Source organism: Dellaglioa sp. CoH-56-MRSF-13, from assembly GCF_056782095.1.
The window spans coordinates 29766-43683 of sequence record NZ_JBXAYC010000001.1; the positions used below are offsets into that span (position 1 = coordinate 29766).

Here is a 13918-nt window from a genome sequence, read left to right on the forward strand (position 1 = left end):
AATCGACTCCTCATTTTTTTATTTATTAAACAACCATTTTTCCTGAAGCAATTAACCAAATACCAATGCAAGCACCAATAATTATAACCAGGGTTATACCTATTTCGCCTTTTGATAAGAATTTTTCACCTTGTGCTACTCTTGCTTTCCCATAGAAGTAAATCCCTGGAATGTAAGCGATTAAACAGAGTAATAAATAACTGATACCGGCCATAATAATCCCGGCAACTTGGAATAATAGCGCAATTAAACCATATACTAATTGTGCTTTATTGCCTTTTTCATCAATATGTTGAATTGAGTATTTAACTTGATACATCGCAACTAAGATATAACAAACAATAATTGAAGCTGTACATAGTGAATAAGCAAAATTATAAGCCTTATCTGTGAATAAAAGCGTGAAAAGGAATAATTGTACTAATCCGCCTGTTACGATTAAAGCAAAAGTTGGTGCTTTTTTATCATTAACTTTACCAAAGTAACCGGGTAATAATTTACTTTTGGCCATTAATAACATTGTTTCTGCTGGAAGCATTGTCCATGATAACCATGCACCCAAAATTGAAACAATTAAGCCAATACCGATAACGTAACCACCAACTGGTCCAACCATTTCAACAGCAATATATAACATTGCTGGTTGATGAATTGAAGCTAATTGTGCTTGTGTCAAAATACCGTATGGTAACATTGAAGCTAAAACGTAAACGACTAATAAACTAATTAAGCCAATGATTGTAGCCTTACCTGCATCAGATTTCTTTTCTGCACGAGAAGACAACATTGATGCCCCTTCGATACCTACAAAGACCCACATCATAACCATCATACATTTTTTAATTTGTGAAGCGACATCGCCAACAACGAAGTTATGACTCATTGTGCCCCAGAAGTTAGCTGTAAAAATATCGATCTTGAATAAGAATATAGCAACAACAATAAATACAAAAATTGGAATTAATTTGCAGACCGTAACAATCGCATTGATTGCTGCTGCACCTTCAATACCGCGATTAACAAAGTATGTTAATCCCCAGCAAAGGATACTTGCAATTAAAATTGAAGGTAGATTTTGTCCTGATTTAAAGATAGGGAAAAAGTAACCAACCGCACTCATCAAGATTGTAGCGAATGCAACGTTTCCTAACCAAGCAGATAACCAGTAACCCCAACCACTGATGAATCCAGCGAATGGTCCAAATCCTTTTTCTGCATAAGTAAAAATACCTTCTAAATCTGGTTCTTTATTTAATAAGTTATTCAATGAAAGAGATAACATCAAAATACCAATTCCGACAATTACCCAACCAATTAGAGCAGGACCGGGTGAAGATGCATTGGCTAAATCAGAGGTTAGTCCGAAGACCCCACCACCAATAGAAGAACTAATAACTAACGCGACTAGCGCCATTAAACTAATTTTTTTAACTGTATGTTTTTCGTCCATAATTTAACTGCCTACTTTCTTTATTAAAAATAAAAAGGGACCTAATCTAAAGTCTTGCTCCAGATTAGTCCCCCTAATGACAGCCTATTTTTTTGCAGAGACACTTCCCTGTTAAGTTACTTTCACCGTTAAAAACAAACTATCATAATGTTATTAAACGCGTGGAATGAATAAGTTTCCTGCAGTTGCAGCCATAATTGCTTTGATTGAATGCATTCTGTTTTCTGCTTCTTCAAATTGACGCGCATATTTACTACGGAATGCTTCGTCAGTAATTTCCATTTCTTTAACACCATATTTTTCGAACATTTCTTTACCATATTCAGTTTCAATGCCATGGAATGCTGGTAAACAATGCATGATGATCATATTTTCATTACCAGTCTTTTTAACCATGTCCATGTTTAATTGGTATGGTTTCAATGTGTTAATACGTTCTTCGAATTTATCTTCTTCACCCATTGATACCCAAACATCTGTGTAAAGAATATCTGAACCTTTAACCCCTTTATCAACGTCTGAAGTAATCATGTTCTTGCTTCCTGATTTTTTAGCAAATTCAGCAGCAAATTTTTGAACTTCTTCAGTTGGTTGTAATGAGTCAGGTGCAACGATATGAATATTTACACCTAACATTGATCCAGTTACCAAAAGGCTGTTAGCCATATTGTTACGGCCATCCCCAACGTATGTTAATGTGATGCCTTTTAATTTGCCAAAGTTTTCTTTAACAGTCATAAAATCAGCAATCATTTGTGTTGGATGCCATTCATCAGTTAAACCATTCCATACAGGAACGCCTGAGAATTTAGCTAATCCTTCAACAACATCTTGGCTGAATCCACGGAATTCAATACCGTCGAACATACTACCTAATACTTTAGCTGTATCTTCAACTGATTCTTTTTTACCTAATTGAATATCATTTTTTCCAAGAAATTCAGGATGAGCACCTAAATCAACTGATGCTGTTGTGAAAGCAGCACGTGTTCTTGTTGAATTTTTTTCAAAAAGTAAGGCAATATTCTTACCTTGAAGATATTTATGAGGGATTCCACGTTTTTTCAAATCTTTTAAATGAATTGAGAAATCGATTAAATATTCTAATTCTTCTGGAGTAAAATCTTTTTCTGCTAAAAGACTGCGACCTTGAAAGACTGTGTTTGACATATTAATTTCCACCTTTTTTAAATTTTATTTTTTTAAGTCTTCACGAACGATAGGCATACTCATACAACGTGGACCACCACGACCTCGTGATAATTCGGCTGAAATAACTTCAATAACTTTAATTCCATAACTTCTTAGGACTTCATTTGAAACGTAGTTACGATTATAAGTTACAACTGTATTAGGAGCGATTGCCAATGTATTTGAACCATCATTCCATTGTTCACGAGGTGCAACTACTGCATCGCCGTTACCAACTGGAATTAAGATAAGTTCTGGTACTTTTAAGACTTCACGTAAGACATTTTGTAAGTCTGTACGATGTGAAATGTTAATGTGGTTATCTTTACCTGGTTCTAAGATAAATGTATCAACGTTTCCGCCATTATCTTGGATTCCTGGATGAATTGTAAATTTATCGTAATCAATCATTGTGAACACTGTATCCAAATGCATCATTGCACGGTTATTAGGGATTTTAATTGCTAGAATCTTATCAAAGCCACTGTGTTTTGCAAATAATACTTGTGCTAATTCTTCGATTGAACGAGCTGAAGTACGTTGCGAAATACCAATTGCAAGAACGTGGTCGTTTAAAATTAATTCGTCTCCACCTTCCATACGGTCGAGATGGTTACGACTACGCCATACGTTTACGCCTTTATTAGCAAAACGTGGATGGTATTCCATAATGTATTCCATAAATAATGATTCGCGACGACGTGCAGCGAATGTCATACGGTTAATTGTTAAACCATCACCCATTGATGCTGCTGGGTCACGTGTAAAGTAAAGGTTAGGCATTGGATCCATAAAGAATGGATAGTCTTCAGAAGAACTTAAATCAACTAAAGCATTTGACTTGTAATCGATTTCATTTGTTCTAACGCCAGCCATAATTTTATCAACCATATCTTGTGTTTCCATTGAAAGTAAATATTCTTTCAATGCAGCATGGAGTGTGCTAGAAACTAAACCTGATTCATCTAACATTTTTTCCAAGAATTCTTCTTTTACATTTCCTGCATCTAAAGCTTCTGCAGCCAATGTTTCAAGATAAATTGTTTCAACGCCATTGTCTTGCAATGTTTTTGCGAAAAAATCATGTTCTCTTTGAATTTCAGGTAAGTATGGAATATCGTCAAATAAAAGACGACCCATGATATCTGGTGTTAAGTTTTCAACTTCTTTACCGGGTCTCTTTAACAAAACTGTTTTAAGAGTTCCGATTTCTGATGTTACGTGTACTGGACTTGTCATAATGATTACCTCCCATATATTTATTACATGCATAGCATAACAGGAATAATTAGCCTATATTAGTAAACGCTTACACCTATAATGTGAACTATTTCTCATTATGAGGATTCTTACGGTTCAATATCGTATATTACATTTATAAAACGCTTCCACTACCGTGTTTTTAAAATTATTAAATGAGAAACATTAAAAGTACATTATTTTTATGATAATTCTTACTTTAATAAATTAAGACTTGTAATACTAAGAGTGCACCACCAAATAATAGAACAAAGACAACGACGGGCCAAACGAATTTTACCCAGTGCGAATATCTGATATTTAACATTTGAAGTGTTGCCATAACTAACCCTGTTGGTGCTAAGAAAAGCATTGCATACTGTCCAAATTGATAAGCAGAAACGACAATAAATCTTGGAATATCTGCAGAATCAGCTAATGGCGCAAATATTGGCATTGCTAAAACGGCTAATCCGGATGAAGAAGGTACGATAAATCCAAGGAAGAAGAAAATAACCATCATGATAATTATGAAAATTGGTCCACTTACGCCAACAACTAAAGATGACGCATATTGAAGAATGGTATCTGAAATCAATCCTTGATTTAACACGATATTTATCCCTCTGGCAAGTCCAATAATAAATGACACCCCAACTAAACTAGATGCACCACTGACAAAAGCATCAATGACACCCTTTTCACCTAGACCATCTCGACCTGTACCTGTTAAGAACATAATGGCGATAGCAAATACCAAGAATGAAGATGCCATCGTTGGGAACCACCAACCTTTTGCCATAACGCCCCAAACCATGATTGGGAATGTCACAACAAATAATAATAGAATAATTTTCTTACGAATAGTGAAAACTGATTTATTACCACCTTCACCTGAAGATACTGACCATAATCGATTAAAGTCTTTACTATCTTCATAAGTAATTGAAGCTGTTGGATCATCCTTAACCTTTTTACTATAACGTCCTAAATAAATAATTAAGAAAATAGACCCGACAATCAAACCAACAATCCGCCAAATCATACCTTGCGTAAAATCAATTCCGGCTGCATTTGACGCAATAACAACTGAGAACGGATTAATCGTAGAGAATGTGGTCCCAATAGAACTGGATAAGAAAATTGCCCCCACGCAGACTATCGAATCATAGCCCATCGCGATAAATACTGGTACCAATATTGGATAGAAGGCCACTGCCTCTTCTTCAATCCCGCAAAGAGTTCCGCCTAAAACCATTAAAATTGAAACAAAGAAAATTGATAAAAATTCATGACCTTTGGTTTTCTTAGTTAGCGCAATTAAACCTGATTCAAACGCGCCGCTGACTTTAACAACACCAATTAAACCACCCAGGACTAAAATAAAGACCATAATATCTACGGCTTCAATTGTCCCGTTAACCATACTATTTGTGATATCAGCTGGTCCTGCCGGATTTTGCTTCAATCGCTGATATGTATTAGGTATTGATACTGCTGCCGTAATACCACCTGATGTAAATTGTTTAATATCAATTTTGACATGAAGTTTATCCAATTGATTTTGTGTCGCAGGAACTTTTTTTACATTCCCATGCGCATCGGTAATTTTTAATTCCGTACTTGCCTGATCATAAGATAATTTAGAGTAAGAGCCCGCTGGAATAATCCATGTTGCCATAACTGCAACAATCGTTAATATAAATAAAATAACAAAAGCGCCGGGCATTTTTAACTTAAATTTCTTTTTAGGTACCTTTTCCATTGTTGTCGTTGAATCCATTATAATTTCCTCCTTTAATTGTTTTATACCAAATAGATAGCGGCGTTATCCTTTTACTGTATTTTTATCATGACACCCTCCTCTGCCGGTCGTTTCGCTTGGAGTATATCAACAGTCTACAGTTTCTGGTGTGAAATCGGTTACATTAAAAGTGTGAACCAGCTCACACTTTTTGATTTATCATCTAATTTTACTTTCCACAAAAAGAGAGATAAAAAGTAACTTGTAAATCTACTTTTTATCTCTCTTTGATGCACTAAACTTATTCATGTAATGCTTGTGACAAGCGTTTTAATCCTTCTACTAAAACGGATTCTTTAGCACAGTAACCTAATCTTGCATGTCCTGGCACACCAAATCGGCTTCCAGGTACTAATAAAACCCCATAATCTTTTAATAATTTTTGACAAAATTGTTCATCATCTTCAATTGTTTCAAATTTTATAAATGAAGTCGAGACAGATTTTGGCACTACTAAGCTAACTGCTGGCTCATTTTCCACCCAATCACTTAAAATTTTTAAATTTCGTTTCACAATTTGTCGATTTCTATCCAATACTAATTCTTTATTTTTTAAAATATGAACAGCCATTTGGTCATTAAATACACCTGCACAAATCATCGTATAATCACGGTATTTTCTAAAAATATCTGTAACAGCTGGACTAGCAACCGTCCAACCGATTCTAATACCGGGAGTTGAATAGGTTTTTGATAAACTATTCGTCGCAATACCTTTGTCATATAAATCAACAATTGAACTTACGTCCGTTGTATCATCTAAAGGTAAATAGACCTCATCAACTAATACATATGCGCCGACTTCTTTTGCAATTTTAACGATTTCAGTCATTAGTTTAGTTTCAATTACTGTTCCCGTTGGGTTATTCGCATTATTTAAACAAATCATTTTAGTATCTGGTCGAATAATTGCTCGTAATTCATCCAAATCAGGCATCCATTGATTTTTTTCAGAAATATTCCAAAAATCGACTTCAGCTCCTAATGATTTAGGAATATCATAGAGTTGCTGATAACTAGGATACATAGAAATCACATGATCACCAGGTTCAATCAACGCGTATAGTGCCAGTTGATTTGCTCCTGTTGCACCATTAGTTTGTAAAACTTGTTCCGGCGAAACCGCTTTATAAAGTTTGCTAACCTCTGCTTTAAAAGCTGGGGACCCCTCAATCCAACCATAATTCATCTTTTGTGCATCTAAATCACGATAAAAATCCTGACCATTTTCTTGACCAATATTTAATAATTCGTTCATTGTCATCGATGAAACCGTTCTTTGTGCAATATCATACGTAGCTTTAGATTCATAGACATTTAACCACTCTTCAACGCCAAATCCTGCAATTTCCATAAGTTATCATTCTCCAATCTATATTATTTGTCTTAACGTCCTAAATAATAACAGAAATTAAAAATTAAGCCAGTGTCTGTTTAAATATATTAAAATGACAAATCTGAACTTTTAATTTTATAACATAAAAAATCTGTTGCCAGTAATAGGTTTTCCTATCATCAACAACAGATATTACAGTTTTTAATAAATTATCTAATCTACTAAGGTAAATCCAAATGTGCTACCCAGCGCTTGGATTTTTTTTAACATTAACTTAGGGATACTAGGATCACTCATCGATAACGTTAATTGCCATTTTTCTTGATTTAGCAAATTAGGATTTGCAACTAATGCTGACCCAACAGCAACTAAATCTAATCCCGATTTTAATGCTGTCGTTGCTCTATCAAAAGTATTTAATGAGCCGGCTGCCACGATTGGTACCCGTTGATTAACTAGTTGAGAAACTCTTTGAATATAGGGTTCACCACCCTTTGGACCATCAGTTAACGCATCACCCAACGAAAGGTGCAAATAACTCACCTGTTTAGCAACTAAATTCGTTATCAAAGCTTCTGTATCTTCTAATTTAAGACCATCTGTTTCACGTTCTTCAAGTGTAATTCGGTAACCGATAATAAATTCTTTAGTCGTATTTTCATCAGCCACTCGTTGAACTTCATCAACTACTGCCATAGCAAATCGTAATCTATTTTCTAATGATCCGCCCCACTGATCAGTCCGATGATTATAGTGTGGTGAAAGAAAATTTTGAATTAGAAATCCATGGGCACCGTGAATTTCAATACCATCAAAACCTGCTTGAATTGCACGTTTAGTTGCTGTTCCGAAAGCCTTTATAACTTGTATTAGCTCTTCTTCTGCCAATTCTCGAGGTGTCTGTGCTGGAGCAAATGGTGTTTTTGGTGCTGGTACTGGACTCGCACTAACAACGTCATGATTTGTAATTAATTCTGGTAATGCCTTATTTCCAGCATGATTTAATTGTAAGATGGCCTTTGCCCCACCGGCCTTAATAGCTGTGGCTAACTTCGTCAAACCTGGTATAAATCGATCTTCATAAACACCAATTTCATGATCAAATCCAACACCATTTTCTTGTACATGGCTCGAACCTGTGATAACCATTCCGACCTGTTTTGCACGTTGTTCGTAATAACTAATTTCTGCTTCAGAAACTGTTTGATCATCGTTACTTGCCCATGTTGTCATAGGTGCCATCACAAGTTTATTTTGTAGGGTTATTTGTTCATTTAAATTGAATTTTTTTCGTAAGTTAATTTGCTTAATCATTATAAAATGTTCCTCCTATATCTAATATAGGTTTATAATAAACCTTCAAGTCGACTTGAAGGCAAGCTTTTTATTTATCGGTCATTTTTAACATCTGTTTTACATGATTTTCGTACGTTTCAATTTTATTATCTAAAAAATTATAAGTATCTTGCATCGCCGCGATTTGTTCACCTAATAATCGTTGCTGTTTAATCAAAATCTGTTTACGTTGCTCTTCAGTGGCCTCACCTTGTTGCGTTAGGTCAGCATATTCTTTTAAAATGTTGATTGAAATCCCCGTTTGACGCATATGTTTTGCAAAATTAACCCATTCTAAATCGATTTCATCATAGTCCCGATACCCGCTTGTATTCCGTGATACAGTGGGAATAAGTCCTACTTCCTCATAATATCGTAACGTCGCAGTCGGTAAATCAAACTTCTCACTTACTTTTTTAATATTCAAAATCAAACACTCCTATTCTCATCTTTTTTAATCTCATTAGACAATTAAGATAAAGGATCAGATTAAATTTTATAATGTTTCACATGAAACATTTACATCATTTTTTCAGCTAAGCAGTTACATTCAACCATTTCTGGTGCATTTTTACTTTTTTCATCAATCACACTTTGTAGTTTCACAATATCTGATTGGCTTAACTCAACTTCACTTAATAAATCGGCAATTGTTGAGCCAATTTTCATTTGGCACATATGTTCAAATAATAACTGACTAACATGATCCATCGTCGTTTGTTCTTCTATTAGGGGTTTGTATATGAATGCTCGGCCCTCTTTATCAGCAGATAATGCACCCTTTTTTACTAATCGACCCAATAATGTTTTTATTGTTGGCATTTGCCAATTCTTTTTTTCTTTTAAATTCTTAAATATTTCATTACTAGTACTCTGACCTAATGTCCAGATAACACGCATAACTTCCCACTCAGCGTCGCTAATTTCAATTATTTTTTTATTATTCATTAGTATTGCCCTTCTTTCATTGGTCTTATGATTACAATTGTAAACTAATGTATTTAACCCGTCAATAAGCTATCTTTCAAATTAGTATAATCGGTTAAATACTCATTATTAACTAATACTATCTCATTTTTTAATATTGATTAAACTCATTTGTTTTTGCATATTATTCGTTTCCTTTTTTTAACTTAGCTTTTAAACAAAACAATTGATATACTAGTGTTTATGACTTTAGACTAATTATTTAAGGGGATTTTTTATGACTACTTTTTTTAATCGCTACAAAACATCTTTATTATTACTCTCGGGTCTAATCATAGGTGGGATTGTCGGCTTAATCTTTAAAGAACAAGCTGCTGTCCTTAAACCTTTAGGAGATCTTTTTCTAAATCTAATGTACATGATTTTAGTTCCACTTGTTTTTTTCAGTATTTCATCTGCCATCGCAGAAATGTCTGAAATGAAACGACTTGGTAAAATCATGATTACAACATTAATTGTCTTCCTAACAACGGCTTTCATTGCTGGTGTTATTGGGTATATCGGTGTTCGTCTCTTTAACCCTATTCACGGCGTCAACGTTGATACGATTAAAGGTTTGATGGGTACTGTTAAAGATACATCAACAAAATCATCTGGTTTAGAAACATTAGTTAATACATTCACCGTTAATGACTTTTATCATTTATTATCAAAAGATAATATGTTACAACTAATTATCTTTTCGATTTTAATGGGTACAGCTGCTTCAGCAACCGGTAAAGAATCTAGTGTATTTACAAAATTTTTATCAGCTGGAAACGTAGTAGTTATGCGGATGGTTAAATATGTGATGATCTACGCGCCAATTGGTTTAGGTTGTTTCTTTGCCAATATTATCGGTAATTTAGGACCTCAGATTGCTGCCGGATATTTGCGCAGTTTCATTCTTTACTTAGGTATTACAGCTTTCTACTTCTTTGTGATGATGAGTTTCTATGCATTTATCGCAGGTGGCAAAGCCGGTTTTATGATTTTTTGGAAAAATGTCTCAGCTCCTGCTGTTACAGCAATTGCAACAAGTTCTTCAGCTGCATGTATCCCTGTTAACCTAGAGTATTCTAAAAAAATGGGCGTGAGCGAAGATATCGCAAATACGATCATCCCATTAGGTGCAAATACGCACAAGGATGGCTCTGTTATTGGTGGCATCTTAAAAACAACATTTTTATTTGCCGTTTTTGGTAAAGATATCACGAGTTTAAATAATATGATTATGATTATCTGTGTTTCATTCTTGGTTGGTGTCGTGATGGGCGCTATTCCAGGTGGTGGTATGGTTGCCGAAACCTTAATTTGTTCAATCTTCGGTTTCCCAATGGCTGCTCTTCCATTAATTCTAATTATTACAACCATCATTGATATTCCCGCAACTTTATTAAATTCAACAGGAAATACTGCTACTGCAATGCTTGTTACGCGTTTCGTTGAAGGTAAAAATTGGTTAAAAGATTTTATGGCACAATAATAATAACAATCCCCCTATATTAGATACTGAAATATCAGTCTAGTATAGGGGTTTTTTGTAATTAAAAACTGCCCTTTCCAAAATTGGACGGACAGTTTACTATTAATCATCTTCTCTACTTAATTGGTCTCTACCATACTTTATATTTTTTCTTCGCGTATTTTGTGAATCCTCAAATGCTTGACGATATTGACGAAACCATCTAAGTATCGTTCCTTCACTAACGTCGAGTGCCTCTTCAGCATCCTCTGTAAAATTCTCCCACGCATCAGGATCTTGTTGTTTTATTTCTTTTCTAAGTGTCGTAATAATTGGTTTTAATTTTTCTCTATCTTCAGGTGTCATCTCTAAGAATGCCTCAGTACCTTTAGGTTCCATTTGACTAATATTAGTAAATTCACTGTTATCTGCACTATTAGTAATAAATGAACGAATTGGTATGATAATAAAAAAGACTAACGTTATTTTAGGGAAAAACCAGCCTATAAGAATTAAAGCTAATATTAATAATCCGGTTTCTGTGTTATGTCTGCCATAAATGGTTACATATACTTTTTTCATATCAGATTTTTCTGTATATTTTTGATGAATAATTTCTTTTACAATTTCCCTGAATAGATAAATAATTAACAAATATAAAACACCATACATTGTAACCGTTTCTCTGACAGTATCACTTGTCATTAGTCGTGTGAAGGTTGGCATTAACGATAAAAGCATCATTAAGATTAAATCCATCACAATTATTTTATTTGGTACTTCATTTACTTCCGAAAATGCGACCGCATGTTGATACCAGATATTAGCAACAAAACAGAAACTAACAATAAAGATTCCAATGGCTTGAAACAAACCAACAAAGTTAATCTCCCCATTTTTTATCTCAATTGGCATCTCTAATACCATAATGGTTATAATAATGGCTATAATCGCATCACTTAACGTATCCAACCGCTCTTTAATTTTCATATGTACCTCCTTTAAAATACTGCTATATTTAACCTATTTTTTTCTTTTTTTTAGTCGTTCTTCTCGTAAGGCTAATAATTTTGCAGTCGTTGATAAGGACATCGATATTAAAATAAAAAATAAACTAGTTTTGATAACTACTGTTGGTAATGCCCCTCCAACTGATTTAATAACAAGCGTTGATATTGTTAAAAAAACTGTGAAAAAATTTAAAATAAGTAAACTAATATCATATTTTCCCTTAATTTTTAATAAAATATGAGAAAAATAGAAAAAAGCAATACTAATTATCATAAATAAACTATAAATTATAAAAAAGATAATAATAAATACGACTGGTTCTGCTTTTGCAATCTCCATAAAGGAACGATCCGTTGCTATTTCTGACACTGATAAAACTTGTGAAAATAAAAAATAGGTAGCAATCACAAAAATAGCATACGTAATAATCTTTTTAACATTTTTCATCATTTTAGCATCTTTCATTATTCACCATTCCTCTAATCCAAGATTTATAATTATTCTTATATTATATTATTTATGGCTAACAGATCATCAATTTCGTAGGTCGCTTTTATTGATGTCTTATTTTTAATGTTTTTCGGATTGTACCAGACAGTATCAACGTGAACATTGTTCCCACCTTGAATATCTGATGTTAAAGAATCACCAATAATAAGTGCCTTATCGGGATTAAATCCAGCAATATGGTCAAAAGCATAGTTAAAAAAGCCAACCGTTGGTTTTTGATAACCCGTCATTTCCGAAACAAATATTTGCGGAAAGTACTTATCTAACTTTGATTCTGCTAATCGTTTATACTGCATGTTTGCAACGCCATTGGTAATAATCGACAATTGATAGTTAGCTGTATCTATTGATGCCAATAATTCATCTGCGCCCATCATTTTTTCATGTCCGGCAGACAGATTATCTTGATACTGTTTAGCCAACTCTTTACCATCAACTACTCTATTAAACTGTTTTTTGAAAAATATCGCAAACCGATTTTCTAATAATTGATCCCGCTTTAAATTACCACGCTCATATTGGCGCCATAACTGCTGATTAAATTTCAAATAATTTTGTTTTATTTTATCATCTAATGTTATTTTTTGCGTTAAAAAAAGCTTTTCTAGTGCAGCTTTTTCAGTTAACCCAAAATCAAGTAACGTATCATCAATATCAAATAGTAAAAATTCGTAATTTTTCAATTCAATTCTCAACTTTCATTCATGTAATTTAGTTACTGGACATTATCATTTTAACATAAGATTTAAAGTAACAAAAAAGCTTTGAATAAGGAATTATATCCCTATCCAAAGCTTCTTATTTTTATAATTTAAATTTTAGTACCAACCGTTTGATAACCAGAATGATTTTGCAGCACTCCATGAACCATAACGACTTGTTACGTAATTGTTAGCTACTTTTTCTTGGTTTGCAGCTGAGTAATCACCATTTAAATATGATGAACTTAATTGGTATTTACCAATATATTGGCCATTTCTTGCTGAGTATGAACCACCAGATTCTTTGTTAGCAATCCATGCTTTAGCACTTGATGAATCAGTAGTGCTTGCAGTTGCTGTTGACACTGTACTCTTTGGTGCAACTGTTGTTGCTGCTTTAGCAGGAGTTGCAGCTGGTGTTGCTGCCTTAGTAGTTGTTGTATTTGTTGTTGATGCTGTATTTGCTGTTTTAGCAGCTGTATCAGTATTGATTGTTAATTGTTCACCAACATAAATTAAATTAGCGTTACTAATTTTATTTTCTTTAACAATTGCGTTAACACTGACATCATTAGATGTTTTGTTAGCGTAAGTTGCTGAGATGTTATTTAGTGTATCACCTGATTTTACAGTATATACATCAGCATCTGCTGCTTTAACTGCAAGTCCAAGACCTGCTGCTACTGTTGCTACCATTGCTACTGAAAATTTTGTCATCTTTTTATTTAATTTCATTATATTTAGTTCTCCTTTTAAGTTAAACGTTTTTATTTATTTTTTTCTTATTTATCTTACGAGGTTCATACTATCAGTTAGTTTTTACATAAGCATTTCAGTCAAATATCATTATCTTGAAATAATGTAATAAATATCATATTCCGTAATAAATGTAAAATAAATCAAATACACC

Annotated in this window: 13 protein-coding genes; 1 reads left to right on the plus strand and 12 read right to left on the minus strand. The window is 33.6% G+C overall.

The annotated features are described in order from the left end of the window. Positions 1-25 precede the first annotated feature (25 nt). The 8 genes from arcD to AC1RP1_RS00180 form a co-directional block, all read right to left on the minus strand. A complete protein-coding gene (gene arcD, locus AC1RP1_RS00145) occupies positions 26-1450 on the minus strand; it encodes an arginine-ornithine antiporter (RefSeq protein ID WP_481761112.1) in 1425 nt (474 codons plus the stop codon). A gap of 153 nt (positions 1451-1603) precedes the next feature. After that, positions 1604-2620 carry an ornithine carbamoyltransferase gene (gene argF / locus AC1RP1_RS00150; RefSeq protein WP_481761111.1) on the minus strand — a complete coding sequence of 339 codons (1017 nt, stop codon included), beginning with the start codon at positions 2618-2620 and terminating at the stop codon, positions 1604-1606. A 24-nt stretch (positions 2621-2644) separates the two neighbouring features. After that, complete coding sequence (gene arcA / locus AC1RP1_RS00155) at positions 2645-3880, minus strand: arginine deiminase (RefSeq protein ID WP_409021880.1); 1236 nt, start codon at positions 3878-3880, stop codon at positions 2645-2647. A gap of 220 nt (positions 3881-4100) precedes the next feature. Next, positions 4101-5663 carry a YfcC family protein gene (locus AC1RP1_RS00160; protein ID WP_481761110.1) on the minus strand — a complete coding sequence of 521 codons (1563 nt, stop codon included), beginning with the start codon at positions 5661-5663 and terminating at the stop codon, positions 4101-4103. A gap of 262 nt (positions 5664-5925) precedes the next feature. Next, positions 5926-7038: an aminotransferase gene (locus AC1RP1_RS00165; RefSeq protein WP_481761109.1), complete on the minus strand. Its 1113-nt coding sequence runs from the start codon at positions 7036-7038 to the stop codon at positions 5926-5928. Between the two features lie 195 nt (positions 7039-7233). Next, complete coding sequence (locus tag AC1RP1_RS00170) at positions 7234-8334, minus strand: NADH-dependent flavin oxidoreductase (protein ID WP_481761108.1); 1101 nt, start codon at positions 8332-8334, stop codon at positions 7234-7236. Positions 8335-8404: 70 nt separating this feature from the next. After that, the gene (locus tag AC1RP1_RS00175; RefSeq protein WP_481761107.1) at positions 8405-8782 is read right to left on the minus strand and encodes a MerR family transcriptional regulator; all 378 of its coding nucleotides are present in this window, start codon (positions 8780-8782) and stop codon (positions 8405-8407) included. 92 nt (positions 8783-8874) lie between these two features. Beyond that, positions 8875-9303 carry a CopY/TcrY family copper transport repressor gene (locus AC1RP1_RS00180; RefSeq protein WP_481761106.1) on the minus strand — a complete coding sequence of 143 codons (429 nt, stop codon included), beginning with the start codon at positions 9301-9303 and terminating at the stop codon, positions 8875-8877. 256 nt (positions 9304-9559) lie between these two features. On the opposite strand from AC1RP1_RS00180, the gene AC1RP1_RS00185 reads away from it, so the two are divergent. Next, positions 9560-10807: a dicarboxylate/amino acid:cation symporter gene (locus tag AC1RP1_RS00185; RefSeq protein ID WP_481761105.1), complete on the plus strand. Its 1248-nt coding sequence runs from the start codon at positions 9560-9562 to the stop codon at positions 10805-10807. A 102-nt stretch (positions 10808-10909) separates the two neighbouring features. On the opposite strand, the gene AC1RP1_RS00190 is transcribed toward AC1RP1_RS00185, so the two are convergent. From AC1RP1_RS00190 to apf, 4 genes are all read right to left on the minus strand, one after another. Next, the gene (locus AC1RP1_RS00190) at positions 10910-11776 is read right to left on the minus strand and encodes a TMEM175 family protein (RefSeq protein ID WP_481761104.1); all 867 of its coding nucleotides are present in this window, start codon (positions 11774-11776) and stop codon (positions 10910-10912) included. A 33-nt stretch (positions 11777-11809) separates the two neighbouring features. Beyond that, complete coding sequence (locus AC1RP1_RS00195; RefSeq protein ID WP_481761103.1) at positions 11810-12262, minus strand: hypothetical protein; 453 nt, start codon at positions 12260-12262, stop codon at positions 11810-11812. 38 nt (positions 12263-12300) lie between these two features. Further along, a complete protein-coding gene (locus tag AC1RP1_RS00200; protein ID WP_481762165.1) occupies positions 12301-12990 on the minus strand; it encodes a YjjG family noncanonical pyrimidine nucleotidase in 690 nt (229 codons plus the stop codon). Positions 12991-13125: 135 nt separating this feature from the next. Continuing rightward, positions 13126-13743 carry an aggregation-promoting factor gene (apf, locus tag AC1RP1_RS00205; protein WP_481761101.1) on the minus strand — a complete coding sequence of 206 codons (618 nt, stop codon included), beginning with the start codon at positions 13741-13743 and terminating at the stop codon, positions 13126-13128. Between the last annotated feature and the right edge of the window lie 175 nt (positions 13744-13918).

Excerpts from the sequence above, each read along its gene's own strand:
- arcD (WP_481761112.1), bottom strand. The coding sequence starts at position 1,450 with ATGGACGAAAAACATACAGTTAAAAAAATTAGTTTAATGGCGCTAGTC.
- argF (WP_481761111.1), bottom strand. The coding sequence starts at position 2,620 with ATGTCAAACACAGTCTTTCAAGGTCGCAGTCTTTTAGCAGAAAAAGAT.
- arcA (WP_409021880.1), bottom strand. The coding sequence starts at position 3,880 with ATGACAAGTCCAGTACACGTAACATCAGAAATCGGAACTCTTAAAACA.
- AC1RP1_RS00160 (WP_481761110.1), bottom strand. The coding sequence starts at position 5,663 with ATGGATTCAACGACAACAATGGAAAAGGTACCTAAAAAGAAATTTAAG.
- AC1RP1_RS00165 (WP_481761109.1), bottom strand. The coding sequence starts at position 7,038 with ATGGAAATTGCAGGATTTGGCGTTGAAGAGTGGTTAAATGTCTATGAA.
- AC1RP1_RS00170 (WP_481761108.1), bottom strand. The coding sequence starts at position 8,334 with ATGATTAAGCAAATTAACTTACGAAAAAAATTCAATTTAAATGAACAA.
- AC1RP1_RS00180 (WP_481761106.1), bottom strand. The coding sequence starts at position 9,303 with ATGAATAATAAAAAAATAATTGAAATTAGCGACGCTGAGTGGGAAGTT.
- AC1RP1_RS00185 (WP_481761105.1), top strand. The coding sequence starts at position 9,560 with ATGACTACTTTTTTTAATCGCTACAAAACATCTTTATTATTACTCTCG.
- AC1RP1_RS00190 (WP_481761104.1), bottom strand. The coding sequence starts at position 11,776 with ATGAAAATTAAAGAGCGGTTGGATACGTTAAGTGATGCGATTATAGCC.
- AC1RP1_RS00195 (WP_481761103.1), bottom strand. The coding sequence starts at position 12,262 with ATGAAAGATGCTAAAATGATGAAAAATGTTAAAAAGATTATTACGTAT.
- apf (WP_481761101.1), bottom strand. The coding sequence starts at position 13,743 with ATGAAATTAAATAAAAAGATGACAAAATTTTCAGTAGCAATGGTAGCA.